This is a genomic window from Campylobacter sp. CFSAN093260 (assembly GCF_012890095.1).
In the GTDB taxonomy this organism is placed as follows: domain Bacteria; phylum Campylobacterota; class Campylobacteria; order Campylobacterales; family Campylobacteraceae; genus Campylobacter_D; species Campylobacter_D jejuni.
Map to the genome: position 1 here is coordinate 780,788 of NZ_CP040618.1, position 17,285 is coordinate 798,072.

Sequence of the window (17,285 nt, forward strand, 5' to 3'; positions counted from 1 at the left end):
GTTTAAGGGTATTAGGATTTTAACTTTAAACTGCTAAAATAGTCTTTTAGACTTCTTAATAACAAAGGTAAAAAATGAAAACTTCTATTTTGATTTTAGCGGCAGGATTAGGCACTAGAATGAAATCACAAAAGCCAAAGGTTTTGCAAGAGCTTTGTCAAAAAAGTATGATTTTACACATTTTAAAAAAGGCTTTTGCTTTAAGTGATGATGTAAGTGTAGTTTTATCGCATCAAAAAGAACGCGTTGAAAAAGAAATTTTAGAATATTTTCCAAAAACACAAATTTTAGAGCAAGATTTGCAAAATTATCCAGGAACTGCGGGAGCTTTAAGTGGGTTTGAGCCTAAAAATGAAAGAGTGTTGATTCTTTGTGGTGATATGCCTTTGGTTGAGCAAACAAGTTTGGAAGCTTTGTTGGGTAATAATGCAAAATTAAATCTAGCAGTTTTTAAAGCAAGAGATCCTAAAAGTTATGGTAGGGTGGTGATAAAAAACGATAGCGTTGAAAAAATTGTTGAATTTAAAGATGCAAATACGCAAGAAAAAGAGATAAATACTTGCAATGCTGGGGTTTATGTGATTGACTCGAGGCTTTTAAAAGAGCTTTTACCTTTGATTGATAACAATAATGCGGCAAAAGAGTATTATTTAACCGACATTGTAAAACTAGCAAAAGAAAAAGATGTGATGATTAAAGCAGTTTTTGTAGATGAAGATGAATTTATGGGGATTAATGATAAATTTGAACTCAGTATAGCTGAAAATTTCATGCAAAAAAAAATTAAAAAATACTGGATGCAACAGGGTGTGATTTTTCATTTACCGCAAAGCACTTTTATAGGTGCAGATGTTGAATTTGTAGGTGAATGTGAAGTATATGAAAATGTAAGGATAGAGGGCAAAAGTAAGATTATAAACTCTATCATTAAAAGTTCAAGCGTGATAGAAAATTCCATCGTAGAAAATAGCGATGTAGGGCCTTTGGCACATTTGCGTCCAAATTGTGAGTTAAAAAACACTCATATAGGAAATTTTGTAGAATGTAAAAATGCAAAGTTAAATACCGTAAAAGCAGGGCATTTGAGCTATTTAGGAGATTGTGAGATAGATAGTGGAACCAATATAGGCTGTGGGACTATCACTTGTAATTATGATGGGGTAAAAAAGCATAAAACCATCATAGGAAAAAATGTTTTTGTAGGTTCTGATACGCAATTTATCGCACCTGTAAAAATCGAAGATGAAGTGATCATAGCAGCAGGAAGCACAGTAAGTGTCAATGTAGAAAAGGGTGCTTTGTTTATCAATAGAGCAAGGCATAAAATGATAAAAGATTATTATTATAAGAAATTTCAAAAATGAAAACCATACTTTTAGCCATTAGCGGTAGTATAGCTTTTTATAAATCTTATGAGCTTATTTCTTTGTTTAAAAAAGAAGGCTTTAGGGTAAAAGTTTTGCTTTCTAATGGTTTGTTAAAATTTGCTAGCAAAATGAGTTTTGAAGCCTTGGTTGATGAAGTTTTATGTGAGGAAAATGAAAGTTGGCAAAATTCAAACAATCACATAGCTTTTAGCAAGGATGTAGATCTTGTTTTGTTTACTCCTGCAAGTGTTAATTCTATCAATAAACTTGCTTTTGGTATAGCGGATAATCTTTTTATCCAAACCTTAATCGCAGCAAATAAACCTCTTATCATAGCTCCTGCGGCAAATACAAATATGTTTCATCATTTTAGCACGCGAAATTCTTTAAAGATACTTAAAGAAAATAAAGCTTTGATTATAGAGCCTATTTGTAAAGTTTTAGCTTGTAAAGATGAAGGCGTAGGAGCCTTAGCTGAAGTTAAGGATATTTTTAATATCACCAAAAGAGAGCTTTTAAAAGAAAAGTTTTGGTGCGATAAAAGTGTAGTTATCACAGGTGGCGGCACAAAAGAAAAGATCGATGATGTGCGTTGTGTGAGTAATTTTTCAAGTGGAAAAATGGCAAAGGCCATAGCTGACGCTTTTTATTTTTTAGGAGCTAGGGTAAAACTTTTAAGCTCTGTGGAATTTGATACGCCTTATGAGCTTTGCAAATTTGAAAGTTCTAAGGATCTAAAGGAGCTTTTGGATAAAAATTTAAATCATGACTTTTTGATTATGACGGCTGCGGTGAGTGATTTTATCCCTCAAAGTGTAAAAGGGAAAATTAAAAAAAATGAGCATTTACAGGGTTTAAATTTGCATCTATCTTTAAATGAAGATTTGCTTAAAATTTGCAAATTTCAAGGCAAAAAGATAGGTTTTAAGATGGAATTTGATTCTCAAAATGCCTTAGAAAATGCGAAAAAATCTTTAAAAGATAAGCAACTTGATATGGTTTGTCTTAATATCATTGATCAAAAAAATTATTTTGGAAGCGATCAAAATGAGCTTTATTTTATCACTTTAAACAATGAAAATAAAAGCACTTTGCAAAGCAAAGAAAAATTGGCATTTGAATTAGTAAAATGGTGTGAAAAATTATGAGTATGATTAATTCTACCTTACCTATACAAATGAAAGTTTTAGCTAAATCAGGTTATGGACATTATACGCTTTTATTAAATCATAAAAAGATCCAAACCAAAAGCATGATAGAGCTTGAAATTGGTGCTGAATATTTAGCTGAACTTTATATGCAAAATGGTGGAGTTATACAATTTAAACATCTTTCAAAGCGTCCTAATTTTAAACCTTTTGAAGAGGGATTGGCTTTGATAATCGCTATTTTAGAGGATAAAATTTCTTATAAAAAATTCATCATACAAAATCTTTTAGATTGTAAAGATATAGAGCGTTATCAGATATTAAAAGAAATGCTTTTTGCAAGTTTTGAAAATATTTATCATATTCCTTTTATCTTTAAAAATAAATCTTGCTTGTTTCAAATGCGTAAAAGAGCAAAATATTTAGAAATTTACTTATATTTTAGTGTTTTTGGAGCTTTGAAAATTTTAATAGATTCACAAGGTGTTAGTATTTTTACACCTTTTGCTAAGGTGCAAAAATTTTTAAACGAACATTTAGATTTTAATGTATTACAAGAAAATAAGATTGAACCTTTGTTTGTTTTTAAAAGGCTTTTTGATTTTAAAGGATGAAAAATGAATGAATTAAAACACCTTGCTGTTGTTATGGATGGCAATAGGCGCTGGGCTAGGGCTAAGGGTTTTTTGGCAAAACTTGGATATTCCCAAGGAGTTAAAACTATGCAAAAATTGATGGAAGTTTGCATGGAAGAAAATATTTCAAATTTAAGCCTTTTTGCTTTTAGTACGGAAAATTGGAAGCGTCCTAAAGATGAAATTGATTTTATTTTTGAACTTTTAGATCGTTGTTTAGATGAAGCTTTAGAAAAATTTGAAAAAAATAATGTGCGTTTAAGAGCTATAGGTGATTTATCGCGTTTGGAAGATAAAGTAAGAGAAAAAATTACCTTAGTTGAAGAAAAAACAAAGCATTGTGACGCACTTTGTGTTAATTTGGCTATAAGTTATGGTGCAAGAGATGAAATTATAAGAGCTGCTAAGCGTGTGATTGAAAAAAAACTTGAGCTAAATGAAGAAAATTTAACACAAAATTTAGATTTACCTTTAGATGTGGATTTGATGCTTCGCGTTGGAAATGCCAAAAGGCTTTCAAATTTCTTACTTTGGCAGTGTTCATATGCTGAAATTTATTTTAGTGAAACTTTATTTCCATCTCTTACCAAGAGAGAATTTAAAAGGATTATTAAAGAATTTAGAAATAGAGAAAGAACTTTTGGAAAATGATATTTTTCATAATAATTCTAGGGGCTTGTTTGGGTTCTTTTTGCACAAGTTTGGCAAGTAGGATAATTGAAAAAAAGCCCTTTTTTATCTCGCGATCTTTTTGTTTTTCTTGTGATACAAAATTAAAATACTATGAAATTATTCCTATTTTTTCTTATGTTTTTTTAAAGGCAAAATGTCAAACTTGCAAATGTCATTTGCCTATTTCTTTGTTAATCAATGAAATTTTAGGCATAATTTTGCTTATTTTGGTTTATTCTTTAAGTCAAAATTTTTATGATTTTTTATTTTTATCTCTATTTTTATTTAATCTTTTCTTACTTTCTTTAATTGATATTAAACTCAAAGCCGTACCACAAATTTTACTTTGGAGCGCTTTTTTATTTGCTTTTTTTTACGCCTTTAGGGAAAGTGAAATTTTACATTTTTTGATTTTTAAAGAGTTTAGCGGAGGTTTTTTACTAAATGCTTTTAGTTTTGGAGGATTTGTTTTTTTATTAAAAAGTTTGGTTTTTTTTCTAATGAATTTCCGAAAAAAAGATGAAATTTTAGAAAATTTGGGCGATGCTGATATTATCATTATGTCTTGTATAGGTGGAATTTTAGGTTTTGAGTATGGATTTTTAGTATTACTTATAGCTTCTATTTTAACTTTGCCTTTTTTTATTTTTTTTAAAATTAAAGCAATAAAAGAGCAAGAACTTGCTATGATACCCTTTTTAAATATCGCTTTTGTGGCAGTTTTATTTTATAAAAACTTAGGATTATTCTAATGAAGCTTAGTTTAAGATATGTTTTAAATCAATTTTTAAGTACGAATTTGTCTATATTTTTCGTACTTTTTGCTATTGTATCTATGGTGTTTTTTATTCAACTTGCAAAACTTACTTCAAGTATAGAGATTAGTTTTTTGGATCTTTTAAAGCTTTATGGATTTATGCTGCCTAGAATTTTAATTTTTACCTTGCCTATATCTTTTTTTATTTCTTTAACTTTAGCTTTGTTTAGGCTTTCTAAGGAAAATGAAAGCATAGTACTTTTTACTTTGGGATTTTCACCAATGATTTTGGCAAAATTTTTCCTTAAAATTGCAAGCTTGATTAGTGCTTTTATGCTTGTTGTGGCTTTGGTAATGATACCTATAGTATTTGAACTTCAGGATAACTTTGTAAACTATAAAAGCACTCAAGTGAAATTTAACTACAAAACAGGAGAATTTGGACAAAAATTTTTAGACTGGATGATTTTTATAGAAAAACAAGATAGTGATAAGTATGAAAACATAATTATGTATCGCCCTAAACATAAAGCAGATGATAAAGAACAACTTATCATAGCCAAAGAAGCGCATGTGCAAAGAAAAGATGATAGCTTTGCTTTTAGCTTGAATCAAGGCAAAATGTATAATTTTGAGCAAGGTCAAAGTATTTTTAGTGGAGAATTTGACACTTTAGTAGTAAATACTCAGTTTAATACAGACAATCTTCAAACAAAGAAATTTTATGAATACTGGAATGATTTAAACGAAAATCCACAAAGAGCAAGAGAATTTGTGATTTATACAACTATAGCCTTGTTTCCACTTGCTAGTACGCTTTTTGCGCTTTGTTTTGGTTTGGTTACTTATCGCTATGAAAAAGGCTATGTGTATTTAGGTATGTTTGGAGTGATTGCTATATATTTTGGACTTTTAAGTTCTTTTTCTCAACCTCCAATTTTGGCTTGTCTTGGAATTTTTTCTTTAAGTTTATTTGTTTCGGCTTATTGTTTTAAGAAAATGATTTTGAGTCGATATTGATGAAAATAAAAATTATATTTTCTTATGATGGCTCTGCTTTTTTAGGTTCTGCTACTCAGCCTCATAAAAAAGGTGTTCAAGATGCTTTAAGTGGGGCCTTATCGCATTTGGGTATTTTTTCACCTCTTTTGATGGCTTCTCGTACAGATAAAGGAGTACATGCAAGCTATGCTGTAGCTAGTGTGGAGTGTGGAGATTATTTTACAAATTTAGAATATCTTCAAAAACAACTTAATAAATTTTCTCATCCTTTTATCCATATCAAAAAAATTGAAAAAGTAAAAGATGATTTTGAAGTAAGATTTGATGTAAAAAGTAGAGAATACCGCTATATATTTTCTCACGCTTCTTATAGTCCTTTTATGGCTTCTTATGTACATTTTTATCCTAAATTTGACCTAGGTAAAGCTAATGAACTTTTGGGTTTTTTTGTAGGAAAAAAGGATTTAAAGTTTTTTTGTAAAAGTGGAGGGGATAATAAAACGACTTTAAGAGAAATTTTTATTGCTAGAGCTTATGCTTATAAAGATTTTAGCATTTTTCATTTTAAAGCTAATGGTTTTTTAAGAGGGCAAATTAGATTAAGTGTAGCAAGTGTTTTAAAAGTTTTAGAAGGAAAAATGAGTGAAAAAGAACTCAAAGAACAGATTGAGGCTAAAAAGCAATACAATCACTTTTTAGCACCGCCAAATGGGCTTTATTTAAGCCGTATATGTTATTAAAAACTTTCATAGAAATTAAAAGCCTTTTGGGTTAAAATTTTTCTTATTTCTTCTTGATGTTCTTTACCTTTGGTTTCTAGGGTAATTGAAATCATCGCATCGCCATAATCAAGCTTGGTAGAAAATCTATCATAGTCGATTTTTACTATATTTGCATTGGCTATTTTTAAGCTGTCTGTAAGGTGTAATAATGCCCCAGGTTTATCTACTAAAGTAACATGAATTTGCATTTTTCTGTAAGATTTAAATAAACCTTTTTCTATGATGATATTTAGCATTTGTGCATCGATATTGCCTCCGCTTAAAACTACGCCAATTTTTTTATGATTTTGTGTATTTATTTTTTGATGAAGCAGGGCGGCTACACTCGCAGCTCCTGCGCCTTCGACTATGATTTTATGTTTTTCGAGTAAAAACAATACCGCATTAGCTATTTCTTCATCATCAACTTGGATAAAATCATCTACGCATTCTAAAATAATATTAAAATTAATAGGATTTGCATCACGCACAGCAATACCATCGGCTATAGTGCGTACGCTTTTTGCATTTTTGATTTTTTTGGCATGAAAACTTTCATACATTGCAGGAGCTCCTTTGGCTCCAACTCCGATGATTTTAATGTTTGGATTGATTTGTTTAGCTGCACTTGCGATACCACTTATAAGTCCTCCACCTCCAACAGGTGCGATAATCATATCAAGATCGCTTATTTCATCAAGCATTTCAAGCATCAAAGTTCCTTGTCCTGCCATTACAAATTCATCTTCAAAAGGATGGATAAAACTAAGATTATTTTCTTTAGCATAAGAGGTTGCAAAGACATAAGCTTCATCAAAATTGTCCCCTTTGAGTATCACCTCTGCTCCTAAGGCTTTTGTAGCAGAAACTTTTAAGAGCGGAGTGGATTCTGGCATTACAATAACTGCTTTAATGCCAAATTTTTTTGCACTAATGGCCACGCCTTGAGCATGGTTTCCTGCACTTGCCGCAATGACTCCGTGTTGTTTTTGTTCAGCGCTAAGATTGGCTATTTTATTATAAGCTCCACGAATTTTATAAGCACCTGTAATTTGTAAATTTTCATTTTTAAGATAAATCTCACTTTGACAAATATCACTTAAAAAAGAAGAGCATATGAAAGGAGTTTTGTTTACAAACCCTGAAATTTGTTGTTTTGCTTTGTAAATTTTATTAAGCTCTAACACTATTTTTCCTTTGTTTTAAAATACGGATATTCTAGCATAATGCAACGATTTTGTATAAAATTTATATCTAATTTTTTACATTCTTCTTTGGCTGTTTCATTACTAATACCAAGTTGAAGCCATAGGTTTTTAATATTTTTTTCAACAAGCTTAGGAAGAATTTCTAGCGCCACTTCGCCTTTTCTAAAAAGTATAAGTGTATCGATTTTTTCTTCTATTTGATCTAAATTTCTATAAACTTTTTCATTTAAAATAAACTCTTTTTTAGGATAAATAGGAAAAATTTTATAATTTTTTCTTTGTAAAAATTCTGCTACCCTATAAGAAGCTTTTGTTTTATCTGGACTTAAAGCAAATATGGCAATATTTTTACTTGTATTTATAATATAAGAGATAGTTTCTTTTTCATTCATTGTTAACCTTTGTTTTGGTATTTTATCTTAAATGATTAAAAAATTAACTAAAGTGAATTTAAAAAATGAAAAAAGTGTTATAATATAGCAAATTCCGAAGTTTAATAAGGAGGGAAAAATGGAAGAATTTTATCCATATACTTTAACAATCCATCTTCTTTGTGCTATTTTGTTTATAGGTTATTTGTTTGTTGATGTATTTGTTTTGGGTGTAGTTAAAAAGAAAAATCCTAATTTTGACAAAAGTCTTTTTAGTGCTACTGGGGTTAAAATAATGCCTTTTGTGGTTCTTTTGCTTTTTTTAAGCGGAGGTGCTTTGGCAGGTTTTCATTTTAAACCTTTAAATTTACTTTTTGCTGTAAAAATTATTTTGGCTTTTGGAATTTTATCTTTAGTTGTTTTTTCTTTATTTTGTCATTTTATATTAAAGAAGAAAAATCCACTCGGTGCTTTTATCCACCCTTTTGTATTTGTGCTTTGTATTGCAATAGTAATACTGGCTAAATTAATGAATTATTTTTTTATACCTTGCTAAGAAATACTCCGCATTCAAGATGTGGAGTATTGACAAATTGATCAAACAGAGCAAACTCTTCCACTCTATGTGTTAGGCTTAATTCTTTTAAATTTTCTTTTAAAGTGATAGGATTGCAAGAAATATAAATAATATTTTCATATTTTTTTATTAAGTCAATTACGCTTTTATCAAGTCCTGCACGGGGTGGATCAACTAAAACATGAGAGAAATTAAAATCATCTAATCGAATATCTTTTAAACGAAAAAATTCTCTTTCTTTTTTGATAGCAAGACTTAATTCTTCGCTTGAAAGTCTTGCAAAGTGGATATTTGTTGTATTGTTAAGCTCGCAATTTTTTAAAGCAAAATTAATATTGCTTTTTGAAATTTCAGTGGCTAAAACTTTAAAAAAGAATGGTGCTAAAGCTAAAGTAAAATTTCCATATCCACAGTAAAGCTCAAGTAAATCCATTCTTTTTTGAGTGTTTAAAATTTCACACACCCAAGTAATCATTTTTTCATTTATAGTAGTGTTAGGTTGAATAAAACAATCGTTGTTAAATTCATAAAATATTTTTCTACCTTGAATATTTAAAGTTTGTCTTAGATTTTCTGTTTTAAAAATAAGCTTTTTGCCTTTACTTCTTGCTATAAGGTTGATATGAAGAATATTGCTTAAATTTTCTAAATTTGACTTTATATCTTCTATATTTTTATGATAGAGTAAAGTTACGCTAAGTTCTTGCTTTGTGGTTAAAAACTCCACGCCAAAAAGTTTTTCTTTTAATTTATTATCTTGACGCAAGTATTCTAGAAGTTTTGGCATAAAAGTACAAATTTTTTCATCAGCAAAATCTAAATATTTTATAATGTACTTTTTTTTGTTTTTTGGATCAAACATCGCATAAAAAAGCGTATCGTTTTCATGATAAAATGAAAGTTCAGCTCTTGTACGATAATGCTTATCTTTTGAAGCAAAAAGTTTAAAATCCTTTGTATAAAATTCTTTAAAATATTTTTTTATGAAAGAATGTTTTTCATCTAAAGTGAGAAAATTTCCAAAATTTTCAAGACTCATGGAACTTTCTTTCCGATGAGTCTTAGTAAAAGTGCAATAAGTATGAAATTTAAAGGCAAGACAAACCAAACGCTAAGTCCTAAAGATACAGGAATATATCCAGCGATTAAAGAAATGCCACAGATAAATAAAGCATAAGGAATTTGTGTTCTTACATGCTCCATATGATCGCATTTTGCACTCATAGATGAAAGGATTACATTGTCTGAAATTGGTGAACAATGGTTTCCAAAAATCGCACCTGTTAAAACGCAGCTTATATTAATAACCATATAATGATGCATAGCGTTTGCATCCATGCCATTGATTTTAGCGATTTCATGAGCTAAAGGCACAGCCAAAGGCATTAAAATCCCCATAGTTCCATAGCTTGTTCCTATGGCAAAAGAAATGGCTGAAGCAAAAGCAAAAATAGTAGCAGGCAAAATAAACTCAGGCAATTTGTCTGCAAGCAAACTAGTGATAAATAAAGAAGTTCCTAGATCTTTTACTATGCTTGAAAGTGACCAAGCAAATAAAAGCAATACTATGGTAAAAATCATGGTTTTCCAGCCATATATCCAAGTTTCTACCGCTTCTTTAAGATTGAAAATTTTACGACGCACCCCGATAAAAATCGCTACAATAGCAGCAAACAAAGCAGCTTGGAATAACACCACAGAAGAATCAGCATTTCCAAAAGCAGCTCTAAAAGTTTCAAAAGACAAAGGATTGACACTTGCTTTTGCAAGTTCTTCGCCTTCTAAAGTGCTAAGTCCATTAAAATAAAATCCTAATATAGCTAAAATGATTAAAGTAAAAATAGGAACAATAGCATCAAAAGCACGAATTTTAATACCTTCTTTTGGCGCTAAAAACTGATCTTCTAATTCAGTAGTATCTAGTGTGCCTGATTTAGGTAGAGGTGCAATTTGTCCTGTGGTTCTTGCACGCACTTCAGCCTTGTACATAGAACCAAACTCACGTCCCATGATTGCAGTCATGACTACAAAAAAAAGCATGAAAATATTATAAAAACGATAAGGTATGGTTTCGACAAAAATTCCAAAAGCACTAATATCGCTAATGCCTATGTGTTCATAAGCGGTTTTAATTAAAGAAACTTCTAAGCCTATCCAAGTAGAAATTACAGCTATTCCTGCTACAGGAGCTGCGGTAGAGTCGATAATAAAGGCAAATTTTTCACGAGAAATTTTAAATTTATCTGCCAAAGGACGCATAATTGGACCTACGATCAGTAAATTAGCATAATCATCAAAAAATATTAAAAGCCCTAAAAACCAAGTGTTAACTTGAGCTGATACAGCTGATTTGGCTCTTTTGGCAAATTTTAATGCTACAGCTTTTGCACCACCCATTTTTGTGATGAGTGCCACAAGACCACCTATACAAAGAATTTGTAAAATGATTCCTGCATTTACTGGATCTGAAGTTGAACCTAAGATATAGGAAATAATTTTTGAAAAAGATTCTACTGTAGTATTGTAATAATTTACAAAAGCTAAATGTTGTGCTTTGAAAATATTTGCAGAAAGACTGAGCAGAAAAGTTCCGCTTAAAACTCCAGCAAAGAGTGACAAAATAACATCTTTTGTGATAAAGGCTAAAGCAATAGCAACTAAAGGCGGTATAAGCGTAAAAGCTCCAAATAAATTAGCATTTGCAGCTGCTTCTGAGGAGTTTGCAAATGCAACTAAAGGTAAAAACAATAAAACTAAAAATTTATTCATTCATCTCTTTCTATATAAAATCCATTCCAAGTTTGTGTTACCGGCATAAGCTCGATTTCATTAACATTAATATGGCTTGGTAGGTTAATGATAGACATTACCACTTTGGCAATATCATTAGCACTGATAAATTGCGTATTTTCATACACTGCATCAGCTTTTTGGATATCTCCTTTAAAACGCACTTCACTAAATTCAGTTTTGCAAAGTCCTGGAGCAATGTTTGTTACTTTGATATTGCTTCCTCTAAGATCATTTCTTAAGGCCAATGAAAATTGTCCTACAAAGGCTTTGGTTCCACAATACACATTGCCTCCAAAATAAGGATTTCTTCCTGCAACCGAACCTAAGTTAAAAATATAAGCATTTTTTTGTTTGCGAAGTATAGGAATAATAGCTTTTGCAACATATAAAAATCCTTTGATGTTTGTATCTACCATAGTGTTAATATCTTCAAGGTTTAATTTATCAAATTCATCTACCCCTAAAGCTAAACCTGCATTATTAAAAAGCACATCAATTTCTTGAAATTCTTTGGGTAAATTTCCAATAGCCTCAAAGATTTCTTTTTGATTTCTTACATCTATGCAAAGCGTGTAAATCTTATCTTTGTAAGCATTTTTTAACTCTTCTAGACGCTCTTTGCGTCTAGCAAGGGCGATTGCTTTGTAGCCTTCTTGTATAAAAGCTTCAACGCAAGCTCTACCAAAACCTGAACTAGCTCCTGTAATAAATGCGGTTTTCATTCTAAACTACCTCCGTAAAATAGATTTTCGTTTGCTTTTAAACCCAAGCTTTTTAGATAATCAGCATTTTCTTTTTTACCTGCTGATAGCGCAAAGTCGAGTGCATTAAAACCAAGATCATCAACAGCATTAAAATTTGCTCCTTTTGAAATAAGAAGTTTTAAAATTTCAACATTTCCATAGGCTGCAGCATGCATTAAAACATTTTTTGAAGTGTGCTCTAGAGCACAAAATGTAATAAAATAAGGCGTATTTGAACCTATGTTCGCGCTTAATGCTAATTTTTCATTGTTATTAATATATTTTTGATTAACATTTGCTCCATTATCAAGAAGTAGTTTTATGATATCAAGACGATTAAACTCTATGGCATAAAAAAGTGGGGTTTTACCAAAGGCATTGGCTTGATTAACATTTGCTCCATTTTGGATTAAAAAGTTTGTATTTTCATAACTTTCCAATGCATAAAAAATAGCACTTTCATAACCTTCGTCAATCCTAGCGCCAAAACGAATCAAAAGTTCTAAAATTTCTTTTTCTCTTTGATTTAGAAGCGCTGCTTGCAAGGCTATAGTAAGGTCATCTTGGCTTGGATTATTTGAAAAAATAAAATCTTGTATATAAGATACTGAATAATTTTTATTTGACATGATTTTTGCTAAAGGACTAATGTCTTTGTAAATTTTTGTTTCACCAACAGCCCAATTTAAAAATTCGTTTAAGGCATTGCTAGTATAGTAAATATTACTACCTTTGTCAAAATTAAAATTACTTTCAAAATACTTTTCTAAAGGTTCTATAGCATTATTGTATTCTTGCCAAAAAGCTTTGTAAAGTCTAAAATTTCCTATGCTTTGATATGCCCAATATCTAAAATAAGATTTTAAAATATCATATTTTTTTTCTAAATTTTCGGGTGTATCTAAAGTTTTTTGATAAGCGATGGGATCGATAGCTATTTTTAATAATAAAAAATCAAATTGTTGTAATTTTGGCAAATAAGCCACACCATTACAAGAGCTATTGCTTCCGCGAATTTCATTGGAAATTGCATAGAGTTTTTTTGTAAAATCTTGATTTTTTAAAGATTCTTTACAGCTTGAAGCTATATTTAAATAATCTAAATTTGAACTTTCATTTAGCAATGTTTTATTATTTTTAATGTTGTCGCAGTTAATGGCATCGCTAGCCATTAAACTTGCAAAACAACAAAAGGAAGTGAATAATAACTTCAATATTTTTCCTTTGAAAATTTTAATTTTGTTATTTAGTATTAAATTTGAATTAATTTTCAAGTTTGAAATTTTCAATCTCATTAAAATTTAAATATCTATAGATATTTGCCTTATGCTCATTACTTAGTTTTTCGCTGACAATTTGTAAGTATTCTTCCTTGCTTGGAATTTTACCCAAAATCGCACAAACTGCCGCAAGTTCTGCACTGCCTAAATATACTTTAGCACCCATTCCCATACGGTTGTCAAAATTTCTTGTAGAAGTTGAGAAAACTACAGCTCCATCATTTACTCTAGCTTGATTACCCATACACAAAGAACAACCAGGAACTTCTATTCTAGCACCTGCTGCGCCAAAGATGCTGTAATAACCTTCATTGATAAGTTGTGCTTTATCCATTTTTGTTGGAGGCACTACCCAAAGTCTGGTTTTAAGCATGCCTTTATCTTTTAAAATTTCTCCCAAAGCTCTATAATGTCCTATGTTTGTCATACAAGAACCTACAAAAACTTCATCTATATTTTTTGGACGCTTATCATCGGCTAAAATTTCGCTTAAGGTTGCCACATCATCAGGGTCATTTGGACAAGCTAGGATTGGCTCTTTAATGTCATTAAGATTAATATCTATAATATAAGCGTATTTTGCATCTTTATCTGCTCTTAAAAGAGTAGGGTTTTTAAGCCATTCTCTCATTTTTTCAGCCCTTCTAGCAAGGGTAGCTTTATTCTCATATCCTGCTTCTATCATAGCTTCAATTAAAGAAATATTGGATTTGATATATTCGCTTACACTTTCTATGCTTAAATCTACACTACAAGCAGCTGCAGATCTTTCAGCACTTGCATCACTGAGTTCAAAAGCTTGTTCGACTTTTAAGTTTGGCAAGCCTTCTATTTCTAAAATTTTTCCTGCAAAAATATTTTTCTTATTTTTCTTTTCAACGGTAAGTTGTCCTTGTTTGATTGCATAATAAGGTATAGCATTAACCAAATCTCTTAAGGTAACTCCGGCTTGCAATTCTCCACTAAAACGTACTAAAACACTTTCAGGGACATTTAAAGGCATAGAACCAGTAACTGCAGCAAAAGCTACAAGTCCGCTTCCTGCAGGGAAAGAAATTCCTATAGGAAAGCGTGTGTGAGAATCCCCACCCGTTCCTACGGTATCTGGCAATACAAAACGATTAAGCCAAGAGTGGATAACTCCATCACCTGGTTTTAAACTTACCCCACCACGACTTGTCATGAAATTGGGCAAGGTTTTATGTAAATTTGAATCGCTTACTTTTGGATACGCAGCTGTATGGCAAAAGCTTTGCATAACAAAGTCTGCATTAAAACCTAGGCTTGCAAGTTCTTTAATTTCATCTCTAGTCATAGGACCTGTGGTATCTTGAGAGCCTACGGTTAAAGTTATAGGTTCTATATACATACCTGGACGCACACCTTCAACTCCACAGGCACGACCTAGCATTTTTTGAGCCAAGGTATAACCACCGCTTGAAGATTTAGGTTGTTCAGGTTTGGTAAAGATATTTTCGCTTTCCATTCCTAAAAATTCTCTAGCCTTAGTACAAAGCCCACGACCTATGATAAGTGGGATTCTTCCTCCTGCTCTAACTTCATCTAAGAGAGTGTTTGGACTGAGTGTAAATTCTGCGATTGCAGAGCCATTTTTTATGATTTTTCCATCATAAGGATGAATTTCAAACTCATCGCCCATTTCTAAGTTTGTTACATCACAGATGATAGGTAAAGCCCCGCTATCTTGAGCAGTGTTAAAGAAAATCGGTGCTATGGTTGAACCCATTACTATACCACCGCTGTGCTTGTTTGGCACACCTTCTATTTCTTTTCCTAAGTGCCATTGTATGGAATTTATTGCCGATTTTCTACTTGAACCTGTTCCTACAACATCACCTACATAAACCACTTCGCGACCGCTTTTTTTAAGCTCTTTGATTTTTTCTAAGGATCCTGTTTGTCTTACCTTTAGCATGGCATTTGCATGTAAAGGAATATCGCTTCTTGTAAAAGCATCTCCTGCAGGGCTTAGATCATCGGTATTTGTTTCCCCTGCTACTTTAAAAACTATACATTTAATCACTTGTGGTAGTTTTTCTTTTTTATTAAACCAGTCCGCATTTGCCCAGCTTTGTAAAACTTCCTTAGCGTGTGGATTGTTTTTGCTAAGTTCAGCTATGGTATGGAAATTATCATGTACAAAAATAATATTTTTCAACACTTCTGCAGCATCTTTGGCTATGTTTTCATCTTTTAAGGCATCGATTAAAACTTTAACATTATATCCGCCTAGCATAGTTCCAAGCATTCTTAAGGCTCTTTTTTTGTCTATATTTGGAGCACTGATTTTGCCTTTAAGTATGGAATCTAAAAATTCACATTTTACTAAAGCTGCATCATCAACACCAGGATTTACTCTATTTTCTAAAAGATTTGCAAGCTCTTCATTATTTTCATTTTCAAGTAATTTACAAAGTTCTCTAGTTTGATTTGCATTTAAAGGAAGGGGTGGTATACCCAAAGCGGCTCTTTCTTCAACAAGTTTATTGTATTCTTGTATAAAAGACATTTTCTACTCCTTAAATATTTTTTATTATAATTGTAGCTCTTTGAAGGATAAAAAATGTTTAAAGTTTATTATAAAATGCCTTTATGTTACCTATCTTTACATAGTGATGGAAAATTTTTAACTAGAGTCGATTTTTGTGATAATAAAAGATCAGAAAAAAATTGTAGTTTGCTTGACTTAGCAAAATATGAACTTGATTTATATTTTACTCATAAGCTTAGAAAATTTAGCATTCCTGTTTTGATACAAGGTACGGATTTTGAATCAAAGGTTTATAAGGCTTTAATGGAAATTCCTTATGGCAAAATAGCTACTTATAAAGATATAGCAGAAAAAATTAATCATCCAAAAGCTTTTAGAGCCGTTGGAAATGCAAATTCTAAAAATCAAATTCCTATTTTTATACCTTGTCATAGAGTTATTGCAAACAATGGCATAGGAGGATATAATGGAGGGCTTGAAATAAAAAGATTTTTGCTTGAAAATGAAGGAGTGAATTTAAAATAAGCTTGGGGTTTGATTTTCTTTGTTTTCAAATTCTTGTTCAAAAATATCATAATTTTCAAGAATTAAACAATATTTAAAATTTTTTAATTTTCTTAAATCTGAAAGCTGATTATAGGAAAAATCGCAAAATAAAGAATTTTTAGAAGCAATTTTAAAGTCTTTTATGTTTTTAAATTTTTCTTTCCAGAATTCAAAGGTATTTTGGTTGTTGCTTACAATAAACGCTTGAGAGCTTGAACCAAAAGGAGTGATTTCAAATTTATCATCAATAAAATAAATTTTAAAATCATCAATCTTATTAAAATCAAATATTATTTTTTGACTTTTTTCTTTTAAAAAAGAAATAATTTTTGCAAAACTATTTGCGTAAAAAAAAGGCAAATTAAGATTTTTAAAATATAAATTTTCACAAATCAAAGTTGTAAAAAAGAAGCTAGATCGCGATAATAAGGTAAAATTAGCATCTTTTAGACTATGAGAATAGGCGCAAAGTTTATTTAAGTAATTTTCTTCACAGTAGCAAAAAATTTCACCCTTTTTTGCTTTGATTAGTTTTTCAAAATCAGTAAAAATATTTCCTTTTAAAATGTTAAAATAAAAAGCCTTGCAAAGACTTAGTTCGTAAGATTTAAAAAGTAAAAATTCACATTCTTTATCTTCGCAAAAAAAGCGTAAAAATCTTACAAGAGCTTGTTCTAGATTTTCTACTCTAAAGTAAAAAATGTCTTTATCTTCAATAGTAATGTCATTTTCTGTAATTATAGCATAAGCGCCTTTTTTTACAGCTTGGGCAATTTCTTTTTTATCGTTATTAAAGAAGGCAAAGCCTGTTTTAAGTTCGTTTAAATTTATGGCAAAACCTTCCACGCTTAAAACACTACCTTCATGAATGAGTGTTGCGTTTAACAGTTCGCCTAAATTGCTAATTTGCATA

General features: G+C 30.7%; 17 protein-coding genes. 9 read left to right on the plus strand and 8 right to left on the minus strand.

Annotation, left to right across the window (positions count from 1 at the left end; translation table 11 throughout):
* Window positions 1-74 precede the first annotated feature (74 nt).
* Genes glmU through truA form a run of 7 tightly spaced genes read left to right on the plus strand, consistent with a single transcriptional unit; the run spans window position 75 to window position 6,321 of the window.
* Window positions 75-1,364: a bifunctional UDP-N-acetylglucosamine diphosphorylase/glucosamine-1-phosphate N-acetyltransferase GlmU gene (gene glmU / locus FBF22_RS03990; RefSeq protein ID WP_002885094.1), complete on the plus strand. Its 1,290-nt coding sequence runs from the start codon at window positions 75-77 to the stop codon at window positions 1,362-1,364.
* Entirely contained in the window at window positions 1,361-2,515 is a 1,155-nt protein-coding gene (coaBC, locus tag FBF22_RS03995; RefSeq protein ID WP_002885091.1) for a bifunctional phosphopantothenoylcysteine decarboxylase/phosphopantothenate--cysteine ligase CoaBC, read from the plus strand. The genes glmU and coaBC overlap by 4 nt, the downstream gene beginning before the upstream one ends.
* Entirely contained in the window at window positions 2,512-3,129 is a 618-nt protein-coding gene (locus FBF22_RS04000) for a hypothetical protein (RefSeq protein WP_165433271.1), read from the plus strand. The genes coaBC and FBF22_RS04000 overlap by 4 nt, the downstream gene beginning before the upstream one ends.
* A 3-nt stretch (window positions 3,130-3,132) precedes the next feature.
* Window positions 3,133-3,801 carry a polyprenyl diphosphate synthase gene (gene uppS, locus FBF22_RS04005; protein ID WP_002852565.1) on the plus strand — a complete coding sequence of 223 codons (669 nt, stop codon included), beginning with the start codon at window positions 3,133-3,135 and terminating at the stop codon, window positions 3,799-3,801.
* Entirely contained in the window at window positions 3,798-4,574 is a 777-nt protein-coding gene (locus tag FBF22_RS04010) for an A24 family peptidase (RefSeq protein WP_032599734.1), read from the plus strand. Before uppS ends, FBF22_RS04010 begins: the two co-directional genes overlap by 4 nt.
* Window positions 4,574-5,599, plus strand: coding sequence for an LptF/LptG family permease (locus tag FBF22_RS04015; protein WP_002856798.1), 1,026 nt, complete (start codon window positions 4,574-4,576; stop codon window positions 5,597-5,599). Before FBF22_RS04010 ends, FBF22_RS04015 begins: the two co-directional genes overlap by 1 nt.
* Window positions 5,596-6,321: a tRNA pseudouridine(38-40) synthase TruA gene (gene truA / locus FBF22_RS04020; protein WP_002852636.1), complete on the plus strand. Its 726-nt coding sequence runs from the start codon at window positions 5,596-5,598 to the stop codon at window positions 6,319-6,321. The genes FBF22_RS04015 and truA overlap by 4 nt, the downstream gene beginning before the upstream one ends.
* On the opposite strand, the gene ilvA is transcribed toward truA, so the two are convergent.
* Window positions 6,318-7,529: a threonine ammonia-lyase gene (gene ilvA, locus FBF22_RS04025; RefSeq protein WP_002885084.1), complete on the minus strand. Its 1,212-nt coding sequence runs from the start codon at window positions 7,527-7,529 to the stop codon at window positions 6,318-6,320. The two genes, truA and ilvA, sit on opposite strands and share 4 nt — an antisense overlap.
* Window positions 7,529-7,942 (minus strand): CoA-binding protein, encoded by a 414-nt coding sequence (locus tag FBF22_RS04030; RefSeq protein WP_044258829.1) that lies wholly within the window; start codon window positions 7,940-7,942, stop codon window positions 7,529-7,531. The genes ilvA and FBF22_RS04030 overlap by 1 nt, the downstream gene beginning before the upstream one ends.
* Before the next feature lie 118 nt (window positions 7,943-8,060).
* Between FBF22_RS04030 and FBF22_RS04035 the strand changes: the two genes are divergently transcribed.
* Window positions 8,061-8,477 carry a membrane protein gene (locus FBF22_RS04035; protein ID WP_002856751.1) on the plus strand — a complete coding sequence of 139 codons (417 nt, stop codon included), beginning with the start codon at window positions 8,061-8,063 and terminating at the stop codon, window positions 8,475-8,477.
* On the opposite strand, the gene trmA is transcribed toward FBF22_RS04035, so the two are convergent.
* Genes trmA through FBF22_RS04060 form a run of 5 tightly spaced genes read right to left on the minus strand, consistent with a single transcriptional unit; the run spans window position 8,464 to window position 15,844 of the window.
* Window positions 8,464-9,537, minus strand: a complete 1,074-nt coding sequence (trmA, locus tag FBF22_RS04040; protein ID WP_002874176.1) for a tRNA (uridine(54)-C5)-methyltransferase TrmA — start codon at window positions 9,535-9,537, stop codon at window positions 8,464-8,466. The genes FBF22_RS04035 and trmA overlap by 14 nt on opposite strands.
* Window positions 9,534-11,267, minus strand: a complete 1,734-nt coding sequence (locus FBF22_RS04045) for a Na+/H+ antiporter NhaC family protein (protein ID WP_002885081.1) — start codon at window positions 11,265-11,267, stop codon at window positions 9,534-9,536. The genes trmA and FBF22_RS04045 overlap by 4 nt, the downstream gene beginning before the upstream one ends.
* On the minus strand, window positions 11,264-12,013 hold the full coding sequence (locus tag FBF22_RS04050) for an SDR family NAD(P)-dependent oxidoreductase (protein WP_002885080.1): 750 nt from the start codon (window positions 12,011-12,013) through the stop codon (window positions 11,264-11,266). Before FBF22_RS04050 ends, FBF22_RS04045 begins: the two co-directional genes overlap by 4 nt.
* Window positions 12,010-13,248: an ankyrin repeat domain-containing protein gene (locus tag FBF22_RS04055; protein WP_002867487.1), complete on the minus strand. Its 1,239-nt coding sequence runs from the start codon at window positions 13,246-13,248 to the stop codon at window positions 12,010-12,012. The genes FBF22_RS04050 and FBF22_RS04055 overlap by 4 nt, the downstream gene beginning before the upstream one ends.
* Before the next feature lie 49 nt (window positions 13,249-13,297).
* Complete coding sequence (locus FBF22_RS04060; protein ID WP_002885076.1) at window positions 13,298-15,844, minus strand: bifunctional aconitate hydratase 2/2-methylisocitrate dehydratase; 2,547 nt, start codon at window positions 15,842-15,844, stop codon at window positions 13,298-13,300.
* A 54-nt stretch (window positions 15,845-15,898) separates the two neighbouring features.
* Between FBF22_RS04060 and FBF22_RS04065 the strand changes: the two genes are divergently transcribed.
* The gene (locus FBF22_RS04065) at window positions 15,899-16,351 is read left to right on the plus strand and encodes a methylated-DNA--[protein]-cysteine S-methyltransferase (protein ID WP_002859517.1); all 453 of its coding nucleotides are present in this window, start codon (window positions 15,899-15,901) and stop codon (window positions 16,349-16,351) included.
* On the opposite strand, the gene FBF22_RS04070 is transcribed toward FBF22_RS04065, so the two are convergent.
* Complete coding sequence (locus tag FBF22_RS04070; RefSeq protein WP_002885075.1) at window positions 16,343-17,284, minus strand: hypothetical protein; 942 nt, start codon at window positions 17,282-17,284, stop codon at window positions 16,343-16,345. The two genes, FBF22_RS04065 and FBF22_RS04070, sit on opposite strands and share 9 nt — an antisense overlap.
* Window position 17,285: the final 1 nt, after the last annotated feature.

Bases quoted from the DNA above. Each gene is read 5' to 3' on its own strand.
- glmU (WP_002885094.1), top strand. From the start codon at position 75: ATGAAAACTTCTATTTTGATTTTAGCGGCAGGATTAGGCACTAGAATG.
- coaBC (WP_002885091.1), top strand. From the start codon at position 1,361: ATGAAAACCATACTTTTAGCCATTAGCGGTAGTATAGCTTTTTATAAA.
- FBF22_RS04000 (WP_165433271.1), top strand. From the start codon at position 2,512: ATGAGTATGATTAATTCTACCTTACCTATACAAATGAAAGTTTTAGCT.
- uppS (WP_002852565.1), top strand. From the start codon at position 3,133: ATGAATGAATTAAAACACCTTGCTGTTGTTATGGATGGCAATAGGCGC.
- FBF22_RS04010 (WP_032599734.1), top strand. From the start codon at position 3,798: ATGATATTTTTCATAATAATTCTAGGGGCTTGTTTGGGTTCTTTTTGC.
- FBF22_RS04015 (WP_002856798.1), top strand. From the start codon at position 4,574: ATGAAGCTTAGTTTAAGATATGTTTTAAATCAATTTTTAAGTACGAAT.
- FBF22_RS04030 (WP_044258829.1), bottom strand. From the start codon at position 7,942: ATGAATGAAAAAGAAACTATCTCTTATATTATAAATACAAGTAAAAAT.
- FBF22_RS04035 (WP_002856751.1), top strand. From the start codon at position 8,061: ATGGAAGAATTTTATCCATATACTTTAACAATCCATCTTCTTTGTGCT.
- trmA (WP_002874176.1), bottom strand. From the start codon at position 9,537: ATGAGTCTTGAAAATTTTGGAAATTTTCTCACTTTAGATGAAAAACAT.
- FBF22_RS04045 (WP_002885081.1), bottom strand. From the start codon at position 11,267: ATGAATAAATTTTTAGTTTTATTGTTTTTACCTTTAGTTGCATTTGCA.
- FBF22_RS04050 (WP_002885080.1), bottom strand. From the start codon at position 12,013: ATGAAAACCGCATTTATTACAGGAGCTAGTTCAGGTTTTGGTAGAGCT.
- FBF22_RS04060 (WP_002885076.1), bottom strand. From the start codon at position 15,844: ATGTCTTTTATACAAGAATACAATAAACTTGTTGAAGAAAGAGCCGCT.
- FBF22_RS04065 (WP_002859517.1), top strand. From the start codon at position 15,899: ATGTTTAAAGTTTATTATAAAATGCCTTTATGTTACCTATCTTTACAT.
- FBF22_RS04070 (WP_002885075.1), bottom strand. From the start codon at position 17,284: ATGCAAATTAGCAATTTAGGCGAACTGTTAAACGCAACACTCATTCAT.